Origin of the sequence: Flavobacterium sp. (assembly GCF_040379285.1) — a bacterium.
Taxonomy (GTDB): Bacteria; Bacteroidota; Bacteroidia; order Flavobacteriales; family Flavobacteriaceae; genus Flavobacterium.
On sequence record NZ_JBEILJ010000005.1, the window covers coordinates 45,354 to 68,136 of the forward strand.

General features: G+C 45.1%; 25 protein-coding genes and 2 tRNA genes. 9 read left to right on the top strand and 18 right to left on the bottom strand.

Going from position 1 to position 22,783, the window contains the following annotated elements; all coding sequences use genetic code 11:
• Positions 1–39: 39 nt before the first annotated feature.
• From paaZ to ABWO12_RS02250, 13 genes are all read right to left on the bottom strand, one after another.
• A complete protein-coding gene (paaZ, locus tag ABWO12_RS02190) occupies positions 40–2,538 on the bottom strand; it encodes a phenylacetic acid degradation bifunctional protein PaaZ (RefSeq protein ID WP_353086827.1) in 2,499 nt (832 codons plus the stop codon).
• A 157-nt stretch (positions 2,539–2,695) separates the two neighbouring features.
• The gene (locus ABWO12_RS02195; protein WP_353086828.1) at positions 2,696–3,898 is read right to left on the bottom strand and encodes a 3-oxoadipyl-CoA thiolase; all 1,203 of its coding nucleotides are present in this window, start codon (positions 3,896–3,898) and stop codon (positions 2,696–2,698) included.
• 124 nt (positions 3,899–4,022) lie between these two features.
• On the bottom strand, positions 4,023–4,424 hold the full coding sequence (locus ABWO12_RS02200) for a PaaI family thioesterase (RefSeq protein ID WP_353086830.1): 402 nt from the start codon (positions 4,422–4,424) through the stop codon (positions 4,023–4,025).
• Between the two features lie 80 nt (positions 4,425–4,504).
• Complete coding sequence (locus ABWO12_RS02205; protein WP_353086832.1) at positions 4,505–5,725, bottom strand: 3-hydroxyacyl-CoA dehydrogenase NAD-binding domain-containing protein; 1,221 nt, start codon at positions 5,723–5,725, stop codon at positions 4,505–4,507.
• 1 nt (position 5,726) lies between these two features.
• Entirely contained in the window at positions 5,727–6,086 is a 360-nt protein-coding gene (locus ABWO12_RS02210; protein ID WP_353086834.1) for a four helix bundle protein, read from the bottom strand.
• 40 nt (positions 6,087–6,126) lie between these two features.
• Positions 6,127–6,912, bottom strand: coding sequence for an enoyl-CoA hydratase-related protein (locus tag ABWO12_RS02215; RefSeq protein WP_353086836.1), 786 nt, complete (start codon positions 6,910–6,912; stop codon positions 6,127–6,129).
• An 84-nt stretch (positions 6,913–6,996) separates the two neighbouring features.
• Positions 6,997–7,476: a 1,2-phenylacetyl-CoA epoxidase subunit PaaD gene (gene paaD / locus ABWO12_RS02220; RefSeq protein WP_353086838.1), complete on the bottom strand. Its 480-nt coding sequence runs from the start codon at positions 7,474–7,476 to the stop codon at positions 6,997–6,999.
• Between the two features lie 25 nt (positions 7,477–7,501).
• A complete protein-coding gene (gene paaC / locus ABWO12_RS02225) occupies positions 7,502–8,272 on the bottom strand; it encodes a 1,2-phenylacetyl-CoA epoxidase subunit PaaC (protein WP_353086840.1) in 771 nt (256 codons plus the stop codon).
• A gap of 198 nt (positions 8,273–8,470) precedes the next feature.
• On the bottom strand, positions 8,471–8,677 hold the full coding sequence (locus ABWO12_RS02230; RefSeq protein WP_353086842.1) for a four helix bundle protein: 207 nt from the start codon (positions 8,675–8,677) through the stop codon (positions 8,471–8,473).
• A gap of 176 nt (positions 8,678–8,853) precedes the next feature.
• Positions 8,854–9,135: a 1,2-phenylacetyl-CoA epoxidase subunit PaaB gene (paaB, locus tag ABWO12_RS02235; protein WP_073364158.1), complete on the bottom strand. Its 282-nt coding sequence runs from the start codon at positions 9,133–9,135 to the stop codon at positions 8,854–8,856.
• A 34-nt stretch (positions 9,136–9,169) separates the two neighbouring features.
• The gene (paaA, locus tag ABWO12_RS02240) at positions 9,170–10,126 is read right to left on the bottom strand and encodes a 1,2-phenylacetyl-CoA epoxidase subunit PaaA (protein WP_353086844.1); all 957 of its coding nucleotides are present in this window, start codon (positions 10,124–10,126) and stop codon (positions 9,170–9,172) included.
• A 207-nt stretch (positions 10,127–10,333) separates the two neighbouring features.
• Positions 10,334–11,407: a 1,2-phenylacetyl-CoA epoxidase subunit PaaE gene (gene paaE, locus ABWO12_RS02245; protein ID WP_353086846.1), complete on the bottom strand. Its 1,074-nt coding sequence runs from the start codon at positions 11,405–11,407 to the stop codon at positions 10,334–10,336.
• Positions 11,408–11,496: 89 nt separating this feature from the next.
• Entirely contained in the window at positions 11,497–12,081 is a 585-nt protein-coding gene (locus ABWO12_RS02250) for a TetR/AcrR family transcriptional regulator (RefSeq protein WP_353086848.1), read from the bottom strand.
• Between the two features lie 89 nt (positions 12,082–12,170).
• Between ABWO12_RS02250 and ABWO12_RS02255 the strand changes: the two genes are divergently transcribed.
• Positions 12,171–12,482: a rhodanese-like domain-containing protein gene (locus tag ABWO12_RS02255; RefSeq protein WP_353086850.1), complete on the top strand. Its 312-nt coding sequence runs from the start codon at positions 12,171–12,173 to the stop codon at positions 12,480–12,482.
• Positions 12,483–12,489: 7 nt separating this feature from the next.
• Here the strand turns inward: ABWO12_RS02255 and ABWO12_RS02260 are convergent, their stop codons facing one another.
• Positions 12,490–13,440: a GSCFA domain-containing protein gene (locus ABWO12_RS02260; RefSeq protein WP_353086852.1), complete on the bottom strand. Its 951-nt coding sequence runs from the start codon at positions 13,438–13,440 to the stop codon at positions 12,490–12,492.
• 68 nt (positions 13,441–13,508) lie between these two features.
• Entirely contained in the window at positions 13,509–16,145 is a 2,637-nt protein-coding gene (gene alaS, locus ABWO12_RS02265; RefSeq protein ID WP_353086854.1) for an alanine--tRNA ligase, read from the bottom strand.
• A gap of 274 nt (positions 16,146–16,419) precedes the next feature.
• Between alaS and ABWO12_RS02270 the strand changes: the two genes are divergently transcribed.
• From ABWO12_RS02270 to ABWO12_RS02295, 6 genes are read left to right on the top strand one after another with little or no spacing between them, the layout of a single operon-like run.
• Positions 16,420–17,400, top strand: coding sequence for a M23 family metallopeptidase (locus tag ABWO12_RS02270; protein WP_353086856.1), 981 nt, complete (start codon positions 16,420–16,422; stop codon positions 17,398–17,400).
• Between the two features lie 19 nt (positions 17,401–17,419).
• Positions 17,420–17,752, top strand: coding sequence for a MerR family transcriptional regulator (locus tag ABWO12_RS02275; protein ID WP_297515947.1), 333 nt, complete (start codon positions 17,420–17,422; stop codon positions 17,750–17,752).
• Between the two features lies 1 nt (position 17,753).
• A complete protein-coding gene (locus ABWO12_RS02280) occupies positions 17,754–18,032 on the top strand; it encodes a hypothetical protein (protein ID WP_353086858.1) in 279 nt (92 codons plus the stop codon).
• A 59-nt stretch (positions 18,033–18,091) separates the two neighbouring features.
• Positions 18,092–18,685: a LemA family protein gene (locus ABWO12_RS02285; protein WP_353086860.1), complete on the top strand. Its 594-nt coding sequence runs from the start codon at positions 18,092–18,094 to the stop codon at positions 18,683–18,685.
• Between the two features lie 9 nt (positions 18,686–18,694).
• A complete protein-coding gene (locus tag ABWO12_RS02290; protein WP_353086862.1) occupies positions 18,695–19,132 on the top strand; it encodes a TPM domain-containing protein in 438 nt (145 codons plus the stop codon).
• Entirely contained in the window at positions 19,129–19,926 is a 798-nt protein-coding gene (locus ABWO12_RS02295) for a TPM domain-containing protein (RefSeq protein WP_353084972.1), read from the top strand. The genes ABWO12_RS02290 and ABWO12_RS02295 overlap by 4 nt, the downstream gene beginning before the upstream one ends.
• A 96-nt stretch (positions 19,927–20,022) precedes the next feature.
• Here ABWO12_RS02295 and ABWO12_RS02300 read toward each other — a convergent pair.
• The 3 genes from ABWO12_RS02300 to ABWO12_RS02310 all read right to left on the bottom strand — a co-directional run bounded on the left by ABWO12_RS02300 (position 20,023) and on the right by ABWO12_RS02310 (position 21,516).
• Positions 20,023–20,096: transfer RNA gene (locus ABWO12_RS02300), tRNA-Val, on the bottom strand.
• Between the two features lie 54 nt (positions 20,097–20,150).
• Positions 20,151–20,225: transfer RNA gene (locus ABWO12_RS02305), tRNA-Val, on the bottom strand.
• A gap of 70 nt (positions 20,226–20,295) precedes the next feature.
• The gene (locus ABWO12_RS02310; protein ID WP_353086866.1) at positions 20,296–21,516 is read right to left on the bottom strand and encodes a bifunctional folylpolyglutamate synthase/dihydrofolate synthase; all 1,221 of its coding nucleotides are present in this window, start codon (positions 21,514–21,516) and stop codon (positions 20,296–20,298) included.
• Positions 21,517–21,640: 124 nt separating this feature from the next.
• Between ABWO12_RS02310 and ABWO12_RS02315 the strand changes: the two genes are divergently transcribed.
• Both ABWO12_RS02315 and ABWO12_RS02320 read left to right on the top strand, forming a co-directional pair.
• Positions 21,641–22,351: a MotA/TolQ/ExbB proton channel family protein gene (locus tag ABWO12_RS02315; protein ID WP_353086868.1), complete on the top strand. Its 711-nt coding sequence runs from the start codon at positions 21,641–21,643 to the stop codon at positions 22,349–22,351.
• On the top strand, positions 22,335–22,730 hold the full coding sequence (locus ABWO12_RS02320) for an ExbD/TolR family protein (RefSeq protein WP_073364112.1): 396 nt from the start codon (positions 22,335–22,337) through the stop codon (positions 22,728–22,730). The genes ABWO12_RS02315 and ABWO12_RS02320 overlap by 17 nt, the downstream gene beginning before the upstream one ends.
• Positions 22,731–22,783: the final 53 nt, after the last annotated feature.

The following is a 22,783-nucleotide window of genomic DNA, read 5'->3' on the forward strand; positions in this document are numbered from 1 at the left end:
AACTTCAAAAATCGTTAATCGTTAATCTTCACTCGTTAATCACAAAACTCCGAACTGTTCAAAATGGTGGTTCAAATGTTTGCGTTCGAGCAAATAACTCTCGTAGCGGTTTAAATGGCCAAAGACCATATTCTTCATGACGGCTTCGGGATTTTGCTTGAAGAACGTTACATAGGCCTCGCGCGCTTCCCAGAATTTGGCTTTGGCGGTTGCGAGATCCGGGTGGATCAAGTCTTCCAACTCGCCTTTCCTCATCGTTGGGAACAAGGTTCCTTTCGGGAAGGGTTCATAATTGTATAACGAATGGTGGACTTTATCCAAAATCTTCTCAGGGGTCGCAATCTCGAAATCTTGCTTTTCGCCCGACATTATGCGGTAGCCTTCTTCCAAATGTTCGATCAAATGTTGCGCGGTGAGTATCCCCCATTTCGGTTGAGACGCTTCCGTTAATTTGTCCAAACAGGCTTGGATTTTCTCGGTAGTCATTTCCACAAAAACGGTTTGTTTTTTCTGCACCATGGTGAGAATCGTGGCCACGGCTACCAATTCGTCTTCGCTGTCAAAAACTTCGACAAACCATTTCACAATACCGCTCGGGTGTTCGGCTGAAGCGACATCACGTTCGATTTTTTGCTTACACGTCAAGCGCACATACACCGTATCGTTATGGTACAACGGACGTAAGAAACGGCATTCTTCCAACCCATAGTTGGCGGCTACCGGTCCCTTGTTGGGGTACACGAATAACCCGGCGGCAGCCGAAAGAATGAAATAACCGTGGGCGGTACGTTTTTCAAAAATACTGCCGTCCAAAGAGGTGATATCGGTATGGGCATAGAAATGATCCCACGTCAGGTTTGCAAAGTTGATGATATCGGTATCGGTGATGGTTCGCTTGTGCGTTTTCAACGACATTCCGGGTTGGATATCTTCCCAATGGTACTGGAACGGATGTTGGTCCACTTCCTTGTATTTCGCATTGGCTTGGTAGATGCCCGTGATTTCGGTTAAGGTAGTAGGCGAACCCTGAATCGCGCAGCGTTGCATATAGTGTTTGATACCGCGTACCCCGCCCATTTCTTCACCGCCACCGGCGCGTCCGGGACCGCCGTGAACGAGTAATGGGAGTGGCGAACCGTGACCGGTGCTTTGTTTGGCGTTTTCGCGGTTAAGCACTAAAATACGGCCGTGGTGCGATGCCGCGTTGACCACATAGTCTTTGGCGATGTCATCGGAATTAGTAACAATCGAAGACACCAACGAACCTTTCCCCATTTGGGCCAATTCGATGGCTTCGTCGAGGTTTTTATACGGCATAATGGTCGACACAGGACCGAACGCTTCGATTTCGTGCACAGCAGTATGTTCGAAAGGTCGGTCTTGACGCAACACGACAGGCGCGACAAACGCCCCTTGGATATCGGCACCTACTAAGGAAAGCGCATCCCAATTGCCACCGTACACGATCTGACTGTGTTGGGCGAGTTCATTCACGCGCCCTTTCAACACTTCGACTTGGTGTTTGCTCACCAAAGCACCCATACGAACTTCTTTGAGGCGTGGGTCGCCAATGGTTACTTTATCTAAGGATTTGGCCAAGGCGCTTTGCACATCGTCCATCAAATTTTCGGGGACAATCATACGGCGAATGGCGGTACATTTCTGTCCGGCCTTCACGGTTATTTCGCTACGCGCTTGGTTGATGAATAAATCAAATTCGGGGGTTCCCGGCACGGCATCAGCGCCCAAAATAGACGCGTTGAGCGAGTCGGCTTCCATAGTAAATGGAACCGCTTCTTGGATGATGCGCGGATGGGCTTTCAATTTGCGTCCGGTGGCTGCCGAACCCGTGAAGGTAATCACGTCCTGACTCTCAACCGTGTCAAAAATATTGGTCACGGTACCGCAAATCAGTTGCAACGCCCCTTCCGGAAGAATATTGGACGCGATGATTTCGCGCGCCACCGCTTCGGTCAAATACGAAGTCGACGGTGCTGGCAACACCACGGCAGGCATTCCCGCCATCCAGTTGACCGCACATTTCTCTAGCATTCCCCAAATCGGGAAGTTAAACGCATTGATGTGAATGGCAACCCCTTTTTTGGGCACCATGATGTGGTGCGCCATAAATCGACCACCACGCGACAGGTCGATGGGATCGCCTTCTACGTGATAGGGTTGGTTGGGGAATAATTTGCGCAACGAAGCATTGGCAAATAGGTTCCCGAAACCCCCTTCAATATCGATCCAGCTATCCACGCGGGTAGCGCCCGTGCGGTAACTCAGGTCATAAAATTGTTCTTTGCGTTTGTTTAGGTAGAGCGCCAAACTTTTGAGTCGATTCCCGCGCTCTTGAAAAGTCATTTTGCGGAGTTGCTCACCGCCTTTGGTGCGACCATAATGCAAAATGGCAGGGATGTCCAATCCTTCTACAGAAGTCTCCGCGATAAATTCGCCGGTAACCGCATCGTAGGTGGGTGTTCCCGACCCGTTGGCGGTGGTCCACTGACCCAAAACGTAATGTTGAATTGTATTCATAATTTATCTTTTGACGTTTAACGTCGTTTGATTTTTATTTTTTTGGAGCAGGACGTTTAGTGTTCTTTACCCGAATTGTCCCGCTATCCGCTATATCCCTCCACTGCGTTCCGGGGATGCCGCTCCTATCGGGGCTAAACCGTCACGCACGATTTCTTTACGCGCGCTCGATGATGACTGCATAACCTTGGCCCACACCAATACACATGGTAATCAAGGCGTATTGTTTGCCCGTTTGGTGCAATTCCAAGGCCGCAGAGTAGGCAATGCGCGCGCCCGTTACTCCCAGTGGGTGACCGATGGCGATAGCTCCTCCGTTCGGGTTGATGCGCGGATCGTTATCGGCTAATCCTAGGGCACGAATACACGCGATGCTTTGCGCTGCGAACGCCTCGTTTAGTTCAATCACATCCATTTGTTGAAGCGTTAAACCCGCTTTGTCTAAGGCTTGCTTACTCGCTTCCACGGGTCCGATACCCATAATGCGGGGTTCGACCCCGACAACTGCCGAACTCACGATTCGGGCTAAGGGTTTCAACCCGTATTGGGCTACGGCTTCGCTTGAGGCAACAATCAAGGCCGCCGCTCCGTCGTTTAATCCTGAGGCATTTCCGGCGGTAACGCTACCGTCTTTACGGAAAGCGGGACGGAGTTTGGCCAATCCTTCCATAGAGGAATTGGGTTTGATAAACTCGTCTTTTTCAAAAACGATGGGATCACCTTTGCGTTGGGGAATCGTTACAGGGGCGATTTCCTGTGCCAAGCGGCCGCTTTGTTGGGCAGCTGTTGCTTTTTGCTGACTGTGCAAGGCAAAGGCATCTTGGTTGGCACGGGAAATTTGGTATAGATCCACTAAGTTTTCAGCGGTTTCCCCCATGGCGTCGGTGCCGAACATTTCGTGCATTTTGGTATTGACGAAACGCCATCCAAAACTGGAATCGTACATTTTGCTATCGGTTCCATAAGCCACCGAAGGTTTGGAAATCACGAGTGGTCCGCGGGTCATGTTTTCAACACCGCCTGCAATAAATACCTTTCCGTCGCCGGCTTGAATAGCGCGGTGGGCATGAATCACTGCCGATAGTCCGGAGCTACACAAACGGTTCACGGTTTCTCCCGGAACGGTATACGGCAAGCCTGCTAAAAGTAGCGCCATACGCGCCACGTTGCGGTTGTCTTCCCCAGCTTGGTTGGCACAGCCTAAAATCACATCGGCATAGGCGTCTTTGGGGATTTGTACATTGCGTTCCACCAAGGCTTTGATGACGTGAGCTGCCAAATCGTCTGGGCGCACGGCAGCGAGAGTTCCTTGGTAATTTCCGATGGGCGTTCGAAGGCCGTCGATGATATACGATTCCATATATTTTTGTTCATGGATTGCCCTAGGCAATCGATTTTTATTGTTTTACTTTATTGAGCAGGAGACCCTAGCCCCGACCTACCTACGGCAGGCAGGTTTCGCAGGAAAAAGCTCCTAAAAAAAACTACCATTCGCGTTCGCTACGGAAGACCGTTCCTTTGAAAAGCGCGACGGTGGTTTCGTTTTTGGTTAGGGCTACGGCATAGAATCCGAAGCGGTTTTTGAGGGCTTCCTCGGTGGCGGTGGCGGTAATCACATCCCCGACTTTGAGGGTTTCCACATGGTTGATGGACGTATCGATGCTCACCGATTGGCGTCCGTGGGAGTTGGCGGCAAACGCTAGAGCGCTATCGGCCAACGCATAGGTGATGCCTCCGTGTGCGATGCCAAACCCGTTGAGCATTTCTTCGCGAACGGTGAGCGACAAGGTACAGGTTCCGTGGTCAATGTGCACCAATTCGATCCCTAGCCATTGGCTAAAGGCGTCGTTGGAGAGCATGGTATGGACGATTTCGGAGGGAGTCATTTGTTATTTTGAATTGTAAATTTTGAATTATAAATGAATTAATTGCTAGACATTAGACTTTAGTCTTTAGTCTTTAGTCTTTAGTCGTTGTACGAGTTACTTTCATAAAACCGTTGGTTGGTTTTGGCCATTCGACGGAGGAGCGGACTGCAGCGGTAGCGGTCTTCACGGTATTCTTCGTAGAGCGCATCGAGTTTGTCAACACACCATTGAATACCGAGTTCGTCGCCCCAAGCGAGGAGTCCCTTGGGATAATTCACCCCTTTGGTCATGGCATTGTCGATATCTTGTACGGATGCGACATTCAGGAAATGCGCATCGGCGGCTTCGTTGATGAGCATGACGATGACCCGTTGAAAAATGCATTGTGCCAACGCGGTATCTTCAGTGGGTTGCGGCATTGCGGCACTATAATCGTAAAAACCGCGACCCGATTTTATTCCATAGAATCCGGCTTCCGAAAGGCGTTTTTGCGTAAACGATGGTTTGTACCGCGGATCAAAATAGAACGAGGTAAACACCGATTCGGTTACGGCATAGTTCACATCATTTCCGATGAAGTCCATGAGTTCGAACGCCCCCATACGGAACCCGCCCACTGTTTTCAACGCCCAGTCGATAGTAGCAAAGTCGGCCATCCCCTCTTCATAAATGCGCAAACTCTCACTGTAAAAGGGTCGGGCCACACGATTCACGATAAATCCGGGAGTGTCTTTGGCAACGGCTACAACTTTCTTCCAGGAACGGATGGTTTCCACAGCGGTTTGCAACACAGTTTCTGCCGTTTGCACCGCAGGAATGACTTCGACCAATTGCATTAAGGGTGCGGGATTGAAAAAGTGAATCCCGATGACGCGTTCTGCTTTTTGACACGAAGCGGCAATGGACGCAATGGACAACGAGGATGTATTGGAGGCCAATATCGTTGTTGGCGCAACGATGCTTTCGAGTTCGGCAAACAACTTGCGCTTCACTTCTAGGTTTTCCACGATCGCTTCAATCACCAAATTCGCATCGGACAAGTCGGATAAAGACGTCACATAGGTTGTACGGCTTTGAATACCGGCTTTCGTCTCGGCGGTGATTTTTTCTTTTTCCACCAATTTGGACAAGGTCACTTCGAGTGCGGCTTTGCTTTTATCCAACGCCCCTTGGCTCACATCAAACAATTTAACGGAGCACCCGGCGGTGGCGGCCACTTGCGCGATACCGCTGCCCATGGTTCCCGAACCGATAATCGCCACGTTGATTAACGAATGAAGATTAACGATTGTTGATTTTTGATTATTACTTTCTATCATGTTATTGCTTTTTAGAGGAAGCGGTTTTAATACTCGCTACGAATATTGAGACTAGCTCATCATTTTCATTAATTAATCGTCTCAAATCCTCCTCTTTTTCAATCAAAGCTGTTCTTTGTTGTATTTTCAAATTGATCAAACTTTCTCTAAGTTCTTTCAAAACTATTTTCATTTTATGAAGAAAATCATTGGGTGATTCTCCACTTCTTGCTTCTCCGTAATTCAGTGCTGCTGATGTTGAGGAACGAATTAATTGTTTTGTTAAATGTTCTGAAGCGAAAGTATGATTCATCTTTTGCGTAAGATTTATTACATCAACTGCAAATTGGATTAATCGTTCTTCTAAACTATTCGGCTTCATGTTCATCAATCAAAAATCGTTAATCAGCAATCGTTAATCCCTAGTTTCCCTTGAATTCCGGTTTGCGTTTTTCTACAAAAGCGGCAACGCCTTCACGGTAATCGGTGGACGAACTTGCTTCGATTTGCAAGTCGCTTTCCATGGCCAATTGCTCTTGAAGGTTATTAATCATGGAACGGTTCAACAATTTTTTGGTGAGCGCCAAGGCATGTGTAGGCATGTTGGCTAACGTTAAAGCTAGCTTTTGCACTTCTTCCTCGAACAAGGCATTGGGATAACATTTATAGATCATTCCCATTTCATAGGCTTCAATTGCTGACACTTTATCGCCTAGCATCATTAAAGCCGATGCTTTTTGAAATCCGATTAATCGGGGTAAGAAAAACGTTCCGGCACTGTCGGGTACCAAACCAATTTTACTGAAGGCTTGAATGAAAGCCGCATGTTCGTTGGCGACCACAATATCACACGCCAAAGCAATATTCGCTCCAGCTCCAGCTGCTACCCCATTTACAGCGGCTAGGATGGGTTTTTCGATGGTGCGAATGCGTTCGATAATGGGATTATAATGTTCTTCTAAGATTTTTCGGAACCCCGGATTGAGTTCGGGAGTGGTCACTTCTTTTAGGTCTTGACCGGCGCAAAAGGCTTTTCCGTTTCCGGTAATGACGATGGCGCGCACCTCTGGGTTTTGAGCCACCTCATCCAAGGCGGTTTGCATGGCGAGGGCCATTTCGCGGTTGAAGCTATTGAATACTTCGGGTCGGTTCAACTGTAGGTACGCGACCTTGTTTTCAATCTTTTTTTCAATTGAAGTTGTACTCATCGGTATATTGATTAGTTGTAAGCGGACTTACGTTATGGTTTGTTATATAAACACCTACAGCAACCGAAATTGTGCAGGTGGACTTTATTTTAAGCATTTAAAATAGTCAAAGGGTTCGTGACACGCCTCGCATTGAAACAAGGCTTTACAGGCGGTCGAACCAAACTGACTGACTAATCGGGTGTGGGTGGAACCGCATTGCGGGCACTTCACTAATTTTTTATTCCCAAGGAGGGCTTCTTTGTCGGCTTCCTCGGTTAGGGGCGCTGCGATGCCATAGGCTTCGAGTGCTTTTCGCCCGCGCTCGGTAATCCAATCGGTGGACCAAGCGGGAGCTAATATGAGTTTGACTTGTGCTTGGTACCCTTCTTTGGCGAAAGCCGCTTTGATATCATCGGCGATGGTATCCATAGCAGGACAACCACTGTAGGTGGGTGTAATTTTGATGAAAACATCGCGCTCTTGCACCTCAACTTCGCGCACCACGCCCATGTCCATAATGGAAAGGACAGGAATCTCGGGATCGGAAACCGATTCGAGAATCGCGGTTATCTTCGGAGTCATTGTTTTCATTTCAATTACCATATTCTTACCAAGTCATGTTTGGATAGGTGCGTTGCATGTACTGCATTTCGGTCAAGATGAATCCCATGTGTTCAGAATGGATGCCTTCTTTACCTCCTTTTAAGAAATACTTCAAATCGGGCACGATTAAGGTCGCTTCCGTCAACAAGGCCGTGATTTCTTGGGTCCAAGCCGTTTTTAAAGCAGCTACATCCACCCCTACTCCTGCTTCAACCATGGCGGTGTCGTCAGCAGTCATTAGGAACAACTCGTTGGTGAAAGTCCACAAATTGTCGAAAGCTTCTTGCATACGGTTGTGACTTTCTTCGGTTCCGTCGCCCAAGCGTTTGATCCAATCGCCGGAGAAGCGCTTGTGGTAACTCACTTCTTTGATACTTTTCTTTGCGATGGCTGCTAGCACTTCGTCGTTGCTGCTTTGTAATTGTTCCAACAATAACAGATGAAACACATCAAACAAATATTGGCGTGCCATTACATATCCGAAATCGGTATTGGGTTGTTCTACCAACAAGACGTTTTTGTATTCGCGTTCTTTGCGCAAAAAAGCCAAGGTATCTTCGGTAGCCTCCCCGCCTTGTAATTCGGCCGCGTACTGATAATAGCTGCGCGTTTGCCCTAGCAGGTCCAAGGCGATATTGGTAGTGGCAATATCGGTTTCTAGACTGGGTCCGTGCCCACACAGTTCGCTTAAGCGTTGCCCAAGGATGAGTGCGTTGTCGGCGATACCAAGGATGTAGTTTACTTTAGTCGTATACATGGTTCTATGATTAGTCATAAGTCGAAAAAGTCGTAAGTCGTAAGTCATTCAAAACTAAAACTCAAACCCTTTTACCTATTGACACTTTTTATTGTTTTTTTAATCTTTTGGGCTTAATGATTTAATCAAGCCTCGAATCATTATTGCTATCTCATTGGCGCGTTCGATTAACATTTTTGAACTTGATTCCTCCAAATAATTTAACCGATTTCCCAATTAAAGCATTGATTTCACTTCACTACACGAGCCTAAACTAATGTATAGAAATCGAACAAATTCTTTATCACTCATTCGATCAAACCCTTCTGCAATGTTGTTAGAGATAGATACGACTGCATTCTGAATTTGATATTTGTATCCAAAATCTTTTACACTCGAAAATTCTTTAAAAACAACACAGCTAAATCTTGTGCTTTTTGCCAAGCCAAAATTTCTTTGAACTGATAAAACTTCATACTTTTTTAAGATTATTCCAATTCATTTTCCTTTTCATTTTTCTAAAATAGCATCTCGTCTATCTATTCACTCTTCGTAATTATCCCATCAAAAAGTATTTTTATAAGCCACTTATGACTGATGACTTTCCGACTTACGACTTCTTACATATGCTTTAACTCATCCGGCAATTCATAGAATGTGGGATGACGGTACACTTTATCCAATGCCGGTTCGAAGGTTTCTCCGTTGTGTTCGGGATTGGAGGCGGTGATTTGGCTGGAGGGTACAACCCAAATGCTTACCCCTTCGCCACGGCGGGTGTAGACATCGCGAGCATTTTCTAATGCCATGGTTGCATCGGTTGCGTGAAGGGAACCACAGTGGCGGTGTTCTAATCCGTTTTTGCTACGGATAAAGACTTCCCATAGAGGCCAATTGTTCATAAATTATGAGTTATGAGTTATGAATTATGTGTTGTTACACAGCTTTTTCTAGGTTGCGTTGGGCTTGTTTTTCGGCATGGGCCATGGCGGCATCGCGCACCCAAGTTCCTTTTTCCCAGGCGGAACGACGGGCTTCTAAACGCAATTTGTTGCATTTTCCATGTCCGTTGACTACTTGCCAGAACTCTTCCCAATCGATTTCACCGAAGTCGTAATGTTTACGGTCTTCGTTCCATTTTAGGTTCGCGTCTGGAATTTTTGCGCCTAAGATTTCGGCTTGCGGCACGGTTTGATCCACAAACTGCTGACGGAGTTCGTCGTTGGTTTTGCGTTTCAATTTCCATTTCACGGATTGTTCGGTGTTCGGTGATTCGGCATCACGGGGTCCGAACATCATCAAAGACGGCCACCACCAGCGGTTTAGGGCATCTTGCACCATATCCTTTTGCTCTTGTGTGCCTTTGGATAGGGTTAATAAGATTTCGTAACCTTGTCGTTGGTGAAAACTTTCTTCTTTACAGATGCGTATCATGGCACGCGAATAGGGTCCGTAGGACGTTCCCATCAACGCGACTTGATTCATGATGGCGGCACCGTCAACCAACCAACCAATGGCGCCGATATCGGCCCATGTCAAGGAAGGATAGTTAAAAATGCTGGAATATTTCGCTTTACCCGTATGCAATTGCTCGTACATTTCGTCACGAGAAATGCCTAAGGTTTCGGCGGCGCTGTACAAGTACAAGCCGTGTCCGCCTTCATCTTGGATTTTGGCCAACAAGGCTACTTTACGACGCAAGGAAGGTGCGCGAGTAATCCAATTGGCTTCGGGCAACATCCCCACGATTTCAGAGTGGGCGTGTTGTGAAATTTGACGAATATGTGTTTGACGGTATTTCTCCGGCATCCAATCTTTGGGTTCAATTTTCTCGTCGTTATCGATGCGACGTTGAAACAATTCTTCTAAGTTTTTGATCTCTTTTTCTGACATCGTTGAATCCTTTTCGTTAGACAACTTGATGATCCCGAAGGCACATCGTTTTTTTTGTTTTTATGTTTTCCCTTTCGGGGATTTATTTTGAAAATAGGGGTTCTTTTTTAGCCCTGATAGAGCCGGTATCCTCGCAGCGAAGCGGAGAGATAAAGGCGAAAGCGGGACAGTGTATCCTTTGAGAACAAGGGTTCTTGCTCCAAAAAATTACACCCCAAAGTCCACTACCACTTTCTTGGAAGTGGGCACGGCTTGGCAGCTCAACGTATAGTTTTTGGCCAATTCGTCTTCTTCCAGCGAATAGTTCAATTTCATTTCGACCGAGCCTTCTTTGACAATGCAACGGCAGGTACTGCACACGCCACCTTTGCAGGCATAGGGCAAGTCGGCTCCCGCGGCAATCGCGCCATCGAGGATGTTATCAAAATCATCGCCCATCACAAAGTGGAATTCTTTACCGCCATCGATGATGGTGACTTCGGTTCCCTCGACTTTCTTCTCGACGATTTTGCTGATGCGTTCTTTATCGGCTTCGGAAATCCCCGTATTGAACAATTCGAAATGAATGTATTCTTTGGGCAATCCCGCCGCCGTGAGTTCGTCCCGCAACAAGTGAATCATTTCCTCGGGACCGCACAAGAAACAATCGTGCGTGTTGGGAATATCGATGATTCGCTTGGTAAGCGTTTGTATTTTTTCTGGGGTAAAGCGACCGTTGAACAACTCGGCGTGGCGGTGTTCTTTGGTCAAGAAATGGAAAATCTCAAAACGGTTGAAATAGGTATTTTTCAATTGTTCAATTTCTTCTTTAAAGATAATGGATTTTACGCTACGATTCAGGTAAAACAGTTTAAAAGTGCTGAGGGGTTCGTGGGCCAAATGCGTTTTGATGATGGACAACATAGGGGTTATACCGCTACCCGCTGCAAAAGCGATGTAATTTTTAGCCGCTTCTTTTTGCGTTTCCACATAAAACTTCCCATCGGGGGCCATCACTTCGATTTCGTCCCCTGCTTGCAACTGTTCGTTAACATAGGTCGAAAACAATCCGCCGGGAATTTGTTTGACTGCCACTTGCCATTTTTGTTCGTGAGGTGCCGAACAAAGTGAATACGAGCGTCGCACTTCTTGGCCATCCAAATGCGTTTTGAACGTGAGGTGTTGGCCTTGTTTGAAATGGAAAGCCGGTTGGATTTCGGCAGGAATATCCAAGGTCACTACCGAACAATCTTTGGTTTCCCTGTAAATAGCAGCTACTTTTACCTTGTAAAACTGAACCATAATTTGCGTTTCATTTTTAACTAACAATTGTTAGTTTACGATACAAATTTAGTGATTTTTTTAATGGGTAACGAAATCGTTGTAAATTTTTAACGTGCGTTTACAGTGATTCCGTTAAGTAATACATTGCGCATGTCGTTACGCAAAGTATTTTCGCTGAGGCTTTTGGTTTTATTGTACCAAATGTAAAGTGTGCGCAAGGTGGATAAAATAGAGAAGATAATGACTTCGGGATTGTGGTGTTGGATTTCGCCGTTGCGGACGCCTTCTTTTACAATTTGACGAAAATTTTCTTCGTAATCCGTGCGCATTTTTAAGAAATACTTCAGATCGGCTTCCTTTTCCAAATGCATCCAATCGTTGTTTAAACAAGCGAGTGCATCGGGATTGCGCAGGGTGATATCGATATGGAGTTGGATAATGCGTTCGATTTTGGCGATAGCGGAAGCTTCACTTTGTTGTACTTCTTCCATTACCGTTGTAAATTCTTCGGCGATGATGATAACGATGAGTACGAGAATTTCTTGTTTGGACTGAATGTGGTTGTACAAACTCGCCGCTTTAATGTTCATGGATTGGGCGATATCGCGTACGGTTACGGCGCTGTACCCTTTCTCCTTAAAGAGTCGGGCTGCGACGTTGATGATTTCCGTTTTGCGATCGGTGGGTTTCATGGGAGTCAAATGTACACAATTTTGCGTTTGGTAACTTGAGTTACCTTGTACGAGAGATGGGTCGTTTACCTTTGGTCAAAAATAACACTATGGGATTATTGAACATTTTAGGTTTTGGAAGTAAAGGAGAAAGTGCGAAAGAATTTATGGCAAAAGGTGCTGTGATTATTGACGTGCGCACCTTTGAGGAATTTGCCTCGGGGCATATCAAAGGATCGAAAAACATTCCGCTTCAGGTCATCAACAATAAAGTTGCCGACATTAAAAAACTAAACCAACCCGTCATTGTATGCTGTCGTAGTGGTATGCGCAGTGCACAAGCTACTTCACTCTTAAAAGCACAAGGTGTAGAAGTCATGAACGGCGGTGGCTGGGAACGTTTGGAACGAGATTTGGGGTAGAGGTTGCTTAGGGCATTGATGGCAAGCCTATCCTAGGATATTTTTGTTTAAAATCGGCTATCTTTTGTTCCAATTGGTATTGAAATTGCGCCCAAGCTTGGGTGTTTTGATGTTGTGGGCGATGGTGAAGTGCCCGTTTTATTTCGGCAACTTCTTTCATAATTAGCCCACAACTGCTATCGATAGCGTGTATTGAGAATCGCTCCCAAATGTAATCGATAGCCAAGGGATTGGGATGAATCATATCGGCAGCAAAAAAACGGTAATCCCGTAACTCATCCATGACTATTTCATAGGCGGGAAAATAATAATCGTTCGTGTTTTGTTGTACGTTGTAAATGGCTTGTAATAAATTCCCTTTGCTTATATGATTTTCTGTAAATCCATCTTTGATGTGCCGAACGGGAGAAACGGTAAAAATAAATTGAATTGACGGATTGAGTTCCCGTACAAGGGCAACCATCTGAGAAAGCCCCGATAGTGTTTCAGCGGTACTAAGTAGTTTTTTTTTAAATTGGGATTGGGGGACTTTATGGCAATTCGCCACTACTTTCCCTTGATGGGTATACACCCATGAAGTGCCCAAGGTGAAAATACAGTGGGTGGCTTTTTCTAAATAATCCCGCGAGGCTTTTAATTGCGTATTTAAGTTCGCCAAATACGCTGTGGCCTCGGTCGAACTCAATGCAGAATGTACTTCATACGATTGCCAGAGTTCGTTGTGAAAAAAAATATCTGCTTCAGTAAACGCTTGCTGCTGCACGATACGTTCCACCAAACGTTGCATGGAAAGTGCATTAAAAATGATTCCAAACGGATTCGCATCACTGTCAAATCCGAAGTAGCGCAACTTTTCACTCATATGTTCAGCAAAACACGACCCCATACTAAAGACCTTCGCCTGGTAACTAATGGGGGGTTCCAAAGGGATTACGGGAACATGGGTAAGCAATTGCATGGCTATTTTTTTTTCAAAAATACGAATTCAAGGGTCAAAAAAAACCTCCTAGGAAAGGAGGCTCTTTGTTATTGTATAAACGTAATGGCTTCTTCTAAAGCTTCAGGAATTCCCGCGGCATGCTTCCCTCCTGCTGTGGCAAAGAACGGCTGACCGCCCCCGCCGCCTTGGATGTACTTGCCCAACTCGCGGACAACTTGCCCTGCATTCAAGCCTTTACTGTCTACCAATTCTTTAGAAATATAGCAGGTTAGCATGGGTTTGTCGTCGGTTAGGGTAGCAAATACAAGAAACAAATCGGTTTGATTTTGTCCCAATTCATAGGCCAAATCTTTAGCACCATTGGCGTCTAAATCCACTTGAGTCGCCAAGAAACGTACTCCATTTACGGATTGTAACTGCGATGTTAGTTCGCCTTTCAAATTTTTAGCCTTATCTTTCAATAACTGCTCGATTTGCTTTTTCAATTTGACATTTTCATCCTGCAAACTCACCACGGCTTTCAACGCATCTTGCGGATTTTTCAAGGTTTCTTTGATTTGGGCCAAAGCGGCTTCTTGCTGGGCAAAGAAATCAGCAACGGCCGTTCCCGTAATCGCTTCAACACGACGGATTCCCGCAGCGACAGCGCCTTCGGATACAATTTTAAAATGCCAGATATCAGCGGTATTTTTCACATGGATTCCTCCGCACAATTCACGGCTTTTGCCAAATTTAATCATGCGGACGGTATCGCCATATTTTTCACCAAAAAGAGCCATAGCTCCTTTGGCCATCGCTTCTTGAATCGGCAAGTTACGGTATTCCACCAACGCCAATTGCTCGGCAATACGCGCATTGACAAAGTCTTCTACCTGACGAATCTCATCATCGGTGACTTTGGCAAAATGTGAAAAGTCGAAACGCAGATAATTGGGATTCACCAACGATCCTTTTTGCTCTACATGGGTTCCCAAAATAGTGCGCAAGGCCAAATGCATCAAGTGTGTTGCCGAGTGGTTTTTGGAGGTGTCTGTGCGCAATTTGGTGTTTACTTTGGCCACGAAAACAGCATTTACATTCTCGGGTAATGATTTGGCAAAATGCAGTATCAGGTTGTTTTCTTTTTTGGTATCGATAATTTCAATGACTTCATTGGCCGAAACCAACGTTCCTTTGTCGCCCACTTGTCCCCCACCCTCAGGATAAAAAGGAGTGGCATCCAACACAATTTGGTATAACAATCCGTCTTTTTTGGAATCCACTTTACGGATGCGGGTAATTTTTACTTCATTTTCGGTTTGGTCATACCCGACAAAGGTTTCTACATTACCCTCGATCAAAACCTTCCAATCTTCGGTGGTCACTTCGGAGGCCGCGCGTGAACGGGCTTTTTGTTTAGCCAATTCCGCTTCAAACTCGGCTTCTTGATAGGTAAATCCTTTTTCTTTCAAAATCAGAGCTGTCAAATCTTTTGGGAACCCGAAAGTATCGTATAGTTCAAACACTTTTTCTCCTTTGACTTCTGTTCCTTGGGTTTCGGCCACTACTTTATCGAGCAATTGCAACCCTTGTTCGAGGGTACGTAGAAAGGACGCTTCCTCTTCTTTGATGACATTGGTCACCAAATTTTGTTGGGCACGGATTTCGGGAAAGAATTCGCCCATTTGATCGGCTAAAACCGCTACCAATTGGTGGATAAAAGCTTCTTTTTGATTTAAAAAGGTAAATCCGTAACGAATGGCACGGCGAAGAATACGGCGAATCACATACCCGGCTCCTGTATTGGAGGGTAATTGTCCGTCGGCAATGGCAAAGGCTACTGCGCGCACGTGGTCTACAATGACGCGAATGGCAATGTTGATTTTATTTTGTACCTCACTAATGGATTTGATATCGTTGGAGGTATAGGTCAATCCGGTGATATTTTCCACTTTTTGAATTAAAGGAGTAAACACATCGGTGTCGTAATTGGACGTGACGCCTTGCATGGCCATACACAAACGCTCGAAGCCCATTCCGGTATCGACGTGTTGAGCGGGGAGTTTTTCGAGCGATCCGTCGGCTTTGCGGTTGAATTCCATGAACACATTGTTCCAAATCTCTACCACTTGCGGATGATCGGCATTGACCAAACTGCGTCCTGAAACGGCTGCACGTTCGGCATCGGTACGTAAATCAATATGGATCTCGGAACAGGGTCCGCAGGGTCCTTGATCGCCCATTTCCCAAAAATTATCTTTTTTATTTCCGAGAATGATGCGGTCTTCGGACACGTATTGTTTCCAAATATCAAAGGCTTCTTGATCGAAGGGGACATTTTCGGCGGGATTGCCTTCAAATACGGACACGTACAAACGGTCTTTATCCAGCTTTAAAACTTCGGTCAAAAATTCCCAAGCCCAGGCCAAGGCTTCTTTTTTGAAGTAATCGCCAAACGACCAGTTGCCCAGCATTTCAAACATGGTATGGTGGTAGGTGTCGAACCCAACATCTTCTAAGTCGTTGTGCTTCCCCGAAACGCGAAGGCATTTTTGGGTATCGGCGATACGGGGACTCTTGGGCGTGCCGTTGCCTAAAAAGAATTCTTTAAACTGCGCCATTCCCGAGTTGTTGAACATCAAGGTAGGATCGTCTTTTAAAACGATGGGCGCGGAAGGCACGATCAAGTGGTTTTTACTTTCAAAAAATTGGAGGTACGCTTTGCGAATGTCCTGCGATTTCATGGGCGAATTTCAATTGGTTTATGGTTTGGTTTTGGCAAACGGATGTTCGATATAGCCCTGATACCGCCCTTGTTGGAGCTCTTGGGAGCATCGCGGACAAAGCGACGGGCGGGAGCAGGAGGAGGATGACATAGCACTCGGGGGTTTATGCTCCTGATAATCAAGCTACCACTGGGGAACTGCAACAAAATTTAGGTTTGCGCGAAACATTTCCTAAATTTGTTCGTATAATTACCGTTCGGTGTTTACCGCCACAAAAATAGTAAATTACCGCATGTCGAAGAAAGTAAAATATTATTATGATTCAGAGAGCTTGGCGTATCGCAAAATCAAGCCTAAAAAACGCACGAAAGTAGCGTATGCGCTCTTGTTTCTGGTCGCTTCGGCATTGTTTGGCTTTTTGAGTTTTGTGTTGGTGATGAACACCTCGTACTTGGAAACGCCCAAGGATAAAATGATGAAACGGGAAATTGACAACATGAAAATCAGCTACTCGATTTTGAATAAAAAAATTGAGCAGTTGGATGCGGTGTTGACGAGTTTGGAGGAGCGGGACAACAATTTGTATCGGGTGTATTTTAATGCCAATCCGATTGCTCTTGCCGATCGCAGGGCGGGGATCATCACGCAGGATCGGTACCGCGAGTTGGAGGGCTTTAACAATTCAGAACTGGTTATCAACACCCACAAAAAAGTAGATGAGATTGCCAAAGCGTTGGTGGTGCAGTCGCGTTCGTTGGATGGGATATTGAAAATGGCGAAAACCAAAGGGCGGTTGTTGGCTTCAATTCCGGCGATACAACCGGTGAAGAATGAGGACTTGAAGCAGATGGCCTCGGGTTTTGGGTACCGAACGGATCCGTTTACCAAAGCGCGAAAAATGCATGAGGGTATGGACTTTACGGCGCGAACGGGAACCCCGATTTACGCTACAGGCGATGGTGTGGTAAAACGCGCAGACAACGGTTTATCGGGCTATGGAAACCATATACAAATCAACCACGGGTACGGTTACCTCACCTTGTACGCCCACTTGAGCAAAATAAAAGTGCGCCCCGGACAGCGGGTAAAACGCGGCGATGTTATTGGATTTGTAGGCAGCACCGGCCGAAGTGAAGCGCCCCATTTGCATTATGAAGTGCACAAAGGCGGGAAGCCTGTGAATCCGATTAATTTTTATTACGGCAATATTTCGGCGGCAGAATATGTGGTCATTTCAAAAATTGCCAACCAAGAGAACCAATCGCTTGATTAACCAAATAAACAAAAGTACTATGCACATTGAACTATCAAAAGATAAATTGTATTTCAGCATTGGGGAAGTCGCCAAAGCCTTTGGGGTCAATGCTTCGTTGATTCGTTTTTGGGATAAGGAATTTGACATTTTGAAACCCAAAAAAAATGCCAAGGGCAACCGAATGTTTACGCAGGAGGATGTAAAAAACTTGCAACTGATTTACCATTTGGTAAAAGAGCGCGGATTTACCTTGGAAGGGGCGAAAACCCATTTGAAAGACAAACAGAAAAAAACGTTGGATACGTTTGAAATCATCGCCAAACTTGAAGCGGTGAAAACCGAATTGCAGAAAATTAAAAACAGTTTATAGCATGAAAAATTTAGTTGTATTTGCCTATATCGGGGCCGTTATTTTCCCTTTGACAGGAATTTATTTTATTGTTAATTCCATGCCGTATGCTACAATCCTCTTTATTTTAGGAGCCCTTTGTTACGGTACTTTTCTAATCAAATCCATCCTCGAAGTGTCGAATTCTAAAAATGAGCGCGCGAATAAAATGCTATGGATATTAGGATTGATTTTTATGGGGTCGTTGGTAGGGTTGATTTACATTCTTACAGGAAGAAAACGTTTTGTTCAAAACACGTAACAAGAGTCAGCGTAGTTCGTCTAATTCAAATATAAATAATTAAAAAAATCATGATAAATATGAAAAAATGGATTGTACCTATCGTAATTGGAGTTTTAATTCTCTTTGGAATCTTCTCTTACAACGGTTTAGTAGGAAAAGAAGCCGATGCGAAAACGGCTTGGTCGAATGTGGAAAGTGCCTACCAACGTCGAAATGACTTGATCGGCAACTTGGTTAAAACCGTGCAAGGGGCGGCTGATTTTGAAAAATCAACTTTGGAGGCTGTGGTAAATGCGCGTGCGAAGGCGACCGCTGTAACGATTGATCCGACCAACATTTCACCCGAACAATTGGCGCAGTTCCAACAAGCGCAAGCAGGCGTTTCTAGTACATTATCGCGTTTATTAGTCAGTGTTGAAAAATACCCCGACCTGAAAGCCAACCAAAACTTTTTGGAATTACAATCGCAATTGGAAGGCACAGAAAACCGCATCAATGTGGCACGTGATCGTTATAATGATGCCGTAAACGCGTACGACAAATCATCCAAAACCTTCCCTACTGTGCTTTTCGCTAAAATCTTTGGATTTAATGAAATGGCCCGTTTCAAAGCCGAAGAAGGCGCCGAGAAAGCACCCGAGGTTAACTTCGATTTCAACAGCAAGAAGTAATTTTGACCCATGTCAACGGTAGAACAATTTTTAACCCCCGACGAGGAGAAAGCGGTGGTCATGGCCATCAAAGAAGCGGAAAAAGCGACTTCAGGGGAAATTCGTGTGCATTTGGAAAAAACGCTTAACAAGGAGGCGATGGAACGCGCCTTGGAAGTTTTTTACGAATTGAAAATGGAAGCTACCGCACAACGCAATGGGGTACTGATTTATGTGGCCGTTGAAAGTCGTAAGTTTACCATTTGCGGAGACCAAGGCATACATGAAAAAGTGACCCATAGCTTTTGGGATGCTACTAAAGAAGTGATGCAAGAGTATTTTAGAGCAGGAAAAAATGCAACGGCACTTTGCGAGGGAATCCGACGTGCGGGGGAACAGTTGAAACACTATTTCCCTTATACAGAAGATGACACCAATGAATTAACCAATGAAATTTCAAAAGGATGATAAAGTTGGCATATAAACTCGCACAGTTCCTACTTTTTATGGCCTTATTGGCGGTGCATCAATGCAGTTTGGCGCAGGTTACCCTACCCAAAAAACCAGGATTTATCCCCCCGATTATCGATAGCACCCAAACGTTGTCGAAAGCAGAATTGGCTTCATTATATGAAAAGCTAAAGATTTACTCCGACAGCACCTCGACCGAGATTTTTGTGATGATGGTTAAAACTACCCAGGGCGAATCCATCAACCGGTACGCTACCGATTTGGGACAAGCGTGGGAAATTGGTCAAAAAGGGAAAGACAATGGCGTGGTACTTCTTATTGCGCTAGAGGATCGGAAAATGACGATTGCAACGGGTTATGGTGTAGAACATCTCCTTACGGATGCGCAGTCGCGTCGTATCATTGAACGAGACCTGAAACCTTTTTTCAAAAAAGGGGACTATTATGGTGGGATTCAATCGGGAACCGAAGCGATTTTCAAAACGCTTAAAGGCGAATACAAAAACGATCGTAAAGGCAAGTCGGGTGACACCTTGGTGGGTGGCATCATCTTTTTTATCTTTTTACTTGTCTTTATCATTATCATTGCCATTGCTTCGCGAAATAGACGCGGTGGCGGTGGGCGTGGCGGCAGCGGATTCAGCGGTCCCGATTTGGCCGACATCATCATACTCAGCAGCTTGGGACGAGGTTCTGGCGGCGGCTGGGGTGGTGGCTCCTCCTCTGGAGGCTGGGGCGGCTTTGGCGGCGGCGGTGGCTTTGGCGGTGGCGGTGCCAGCGGCGATTGGTAGACGCATCGTTACTTTCCCTTCAGGTCGTTTTAACGGTCAAAAAGAAATCATAAACCATAAAAAAAGCCTTTCTATTACGAAAGGCTTTTGTTTTTGTGGGTCATACTGGAATCGAACCAGTGACTTCTACCCTGTCAAGGTAGCACTCTGAACCGCTGAGTTAATGACCCATACAATTTACAGAACGAAGTCCATAAAAAAAGCAAGTCGTAGGACTTGCTTTGTGGGCGATGAGGGGTTCGAACCCCCGACCCCCTCGGTGTAAACGAGGTGCTCTGAACCAGCTGAGCTAATCGCCCGATTAGTGCTTGATTGCGGATGCAAATATAAGACTGTTTTTTGTTTCTGCAAGGAAAAAATCAAAAAAAATCAAAAAAGTTCCGCTACCACAAAAGTACTCCCCCCTACGTAGATCACATCGCTAGAACCCGCTTGTTTTCTAGCTTCATCATAAGCTTCTGAAACGGAAGAGAATACCTTCCCTTTACGTTGAAATTCTTCCGCTTTTTGTCGTAAAATTTCGGCATCTAATCCCCGTGGTACCTTCGGCTTACAAAAATAATACAAAGCGTTTTCAGGGAATAAAGGAAGAATTTCGTCCAAATCTTTATCATTGACCACCCCTAAAACAATATGCAATTGCACAAATGATTCCGCCAAAAGTTGTGGCATAACCACCCGTAAACCGTGTGCATTGTGTGCTGTATCGGCAATGATTTTGGGTTGATGGCCCAAAATTTGCCAACGTCCCCGCAATCCGGTGCGCTCCATCACTTCCATGAATCCCTTTTGTATCGCTTCTTCTGGTATCACAAACTTCCCTTGTGCCTGAAGTACGGCCAGGGTTTGTTGTACCGTCTTTTTATTTGCTTCTTGATAAGCGCCCATCAATACCGAGGGATAGGTGGTCGTTTGTAACGCCCCGGCATAATACAAAGGCGCTTGAAGGGCATGCGCGCGACTTTCAAAGACCGTTTGTGTTGCTGCCTCCCATTCGCCTACCACTAACGGAATCCCAGGTTTAATAATCCCCGCTTTTTCTCCAGCAATTTCTGGAAGTGTGGTACCTAAAAATTGGGTGTGATCCAAACCGATATTGGTAATCACTGCCACTTCGGGGGTAATAATATTGGTAGAATCCAAACGGCCTCCCATTCCAACTTCAATAATATTTATATCCGTTTTTTCCGTGGCAAAATAGGCAAATGCCATTCCCACTGTCATCTCAAAAAAACTCAATTCCTGTTGTTCCAGAAACGCACGGTGCGTAGCGATAAAATCTACTACAAAACCGGCTTCAATTAGCGCTCCATTAATTCGTATGCGTTCCCGAAAATCGTTTAAATGGGGTGAAGTATACAATCCTACTTTATAGCCTGCTGCTTGTAAAACGGAAGCGAGTAAATGCGACGTTGATCCTTTGCCATTTGTTCCAGCTACATGGATGCAGGGTAATGATTGCTCAGGATGTCCCAAAACTTCGGCAAAGGCAAGCGTATTGGTTAAATCTTTTTTATAAGCAACGGCTCCCACCTGTTGGTACATCGGCAAACGGGAAAACATCCAAGCAACGGTTTCGGCGTAGTTCATTTCTTTTGTGATAACTAATTTTAAGATAAAATATTTTCCTAAAAATTTAGTTTAGTATTGTAACTGCTTTTATCTTTAGGGCAAATTTGAGAATAATTCCAGTATTATAAAACTTAGGACCACTATGAATTTAATTTTTCTTCAAGTTCAAAACGACAGTATCGCACAAGCGACGGGTGCAGTGATTGAAAACACGGTTGCCGTTAAAGAAATTTCCGTTTTGGAGTTTGTAACCAAAGGAGGTTTTTTCCTTATTCCTATTGCACTTTTACTCTTTTATACTTTATTCATCATCATTGAGCGTTGGTTGTATATCCACAAACGGTCAAAAATCGACCCGAATCTCACGCGCGATGTACGTGAGGCGCTAAATTCAGGAGAATTACAACGTGCCGTCGCTATTACCGAACGCAACAATACCGCTTCTGGCTACGTATTGCGTGAAGGGATTCTTACCATTGGTCGTCCGATTGCCGAAATTGAATCCAATATGGAACGCGCCGCCAACATTGAAGTGGGTGAAATGGAGAAAAAACTAGGGCAATTGGGATTAATCGCAGGGATTGCGCCAACTTTGGGATTCATTGGTACGATTTCTGGGGTAATTAAAATATTCTACAGTATTTCGCAGACAGAAGACATCAGTATAGGAAACATTTCGGGTGGTTTGTATGAAAAAATGATTAGTTCGGGAGCGGGTCTTGTCGTTGGAATTATCGCCTACGCAGCCTACCACTTGTTTAATGGTAAAATTGATGGCTTCGTGCTTAGCATTCAGAAACAAGTATTAGAGTTTGTCAACATAATTCAACGACCCAATGGTAAGACGAAATAAACGCTTTCATGCTGAAGTCGCGACTTCCTCGTTGAGCGACATCATGTTTTTCCTCTTGTTGTTTTTCTTAATCATTTCCACTTTGGCGAATCCGAATGTAATTAAAATGACCTTGCCAAAGTCAAAAAATAATGAGAAAACCAACAAACAATTGATTAGCCTTTCGGTTACGGAGGAAAAGAGATACTTTTTGGACAAGGAGGAAGTTCCTTTTGACCAATTAGAATCGGTATTAATGTCCAAAATTACCCCCGGTTCAGACGAAACTATTGTCGTGCGGATTCCGTATAATCTTCAAGTACAAGACTTGGTCGATGTGCTCCAGATTGGCGTTAAAAATAAACTCAAGTTTGTTATTGCCACAAGCAATAGTCAGTAGCCATCGTCTTGTCATAAAATAAAAAATCCTGCTCAATAAAGCAGGATTTTTTG

Coding starts and splice junctions, on each gene's coding strand:
- paaZ (WP_353086827.1), bottom strand. CDS start 2,538: ATGAATACAATTCAACATTACGTTTTGGGTCAGTGGACCACCGCCAAC.
- ABWO12_RS02195 (WP_353086828.1), bottom strand. CDS start 3,898: ATGGAATCGTATATCATCGACGGCCTTCGAACGCCCATCGGAAATTAC.
- ABWO12_RS02200 (WP_353086830.1), bottom strand. CDS start 4,424: ATGACTCCCTCCGAAATCGTCCATACCATGCTCTCCAACGACGCCTTT.
- ABWO12_RS02205 (WP_353086832.1), bottom strand. CDS start 5,725: ATGATAGAAAGTAATAATCAAAAATCAACAATCGTTAATCTTCATTCG.
- ABWO12_RS02210 (WP_353086834.1), bottom strand. CDS start 6,086: ATGAAGCCGAATAGTTTAGAAGAACGATTAATCCAATTTGCAGTTGAT.
- ABWO12_RS02215 (WP_353086836.1), bottom strand. CDS start 6,912: ATGAGTACAACTTCAATTGAAAAAAAGATTGAAAACAAGGTCGCGTAC.
- paaD (WP_353086838.1), bottom strand. CDS start 7,476: ATGACTCCGAAGATAACCGCGATTCTCGAATCGGTTTCCGATCCCGAG.
- paaC (WP_353086840.1), bottom strand. CDS start 8,272: ATGACTAATCATAGAACCATGTATACGACTAAAGTAAACTACATCCTT.
- paaB (WP_073364158.1), bottom strand. CDS start 9,135: ATGAACAATTGGCCTCTATGGGAAGTCTTTATCCGTAGCAAAAACGGA.
- paaA (WP_353086844.1), bottom strand. CDS start 10,126: ATGTCAGAAAAAGAGATCAAAAACTTAGAAGAATTGTTTCAACGTCGC.
- paaE (WP_353086846.1), bottom strand. CDS start 11,407: ATGGTTCAGTTTTACAAGGTAAAAGTAGCTGCTATTTACAGGGAAACC.
- ABWO12_RS02250 (WP_353086848.1), bottom strand. CDS start 12,081: ATGAAACCCACCGATCGCAAAACGGAAATCATCAACGTCGCAGCCCGA.
- ABWO12_RS02255 (WP_353086850.1), top strand. CDS start 12,171: ATGGGATTATTGAACATTTTAGGTTTTGGAAGTAAAGGAGAAAGTGCG.
- ABWO12_RS02260 (WP_353086852.1), bottom strand. CDS start 13,440: ATGCAATTGCTTACCCATGTTCCCGTAATCCCTTTGGAACCCCCCATT.
- alaS (WP_353086854.1), bottom strand. CDS start 16,145: ATGAAATCGCAGGACATTCGCAAAGCGTACCTCCAATTTTTTGAAAGT.
- ABWO12_RS02270 (WP_353086856.1), top strand. CDS start 16,420: ATGTCGAAGAAAGTAAAATATTATTATGATTCAGAGAGCTTGGCGTAT.
- ABWO12_RS02275 (WP_297515947.1), top strand. CDS start 17,420: ATGCACATTGAACTATCAAAAGATAAATTGTATTTCAGCATTGGGGAA.
- ABWO12_RS02280 (WP_353086858.1), top strand. CDS start 17,754: ATGAAAAATTTAGTTGTATTTGCCTATATCGGGGCCGTTATTTTCCCT.
- ABWO12_RS02285 (WP_353086860.1), top strand. CDS start 18,092: ATGAAAAAATGGATTGTACCTATCGTAATTGGAGTTTTAATTCTCTTT.
- ABWO12_RS02290 (WP_353086862.1), top strand. CDS start 18,695: ATGTCAACGGTAGAACAATTTTTAACCCCCGACGAGGAGAAAGCGGTG.
- ABWO12_RS02295 (WP_353084972.1), top strand. CDS start 19,129: ATGATAAAGTTGGCATATAAACTCGCACAGTTCCTACTTTTTATGGCC.
- ABWO12_RS02310 (WP_353086866.1), bottom strand. CDS start 21,516: ATGAACTACGCCGAAACCGTTGCTTGGATGTTTTCCCGTTTGCCGATG.
- ABWO12_RS02315 (WP_353086868.1), top strand. CDS start 21,641: ATGAATTTAATTTTTCTTCAAGTTCAAAACGACAGTATCGCACAAGCG.
- ABWO12_RS02320 (WP_073364112.1), top strand. CDS start 22,335: ATGGTAAGACGAAATAAACGCTTTCATGCTGAAGTCGCGACTTCCTCG.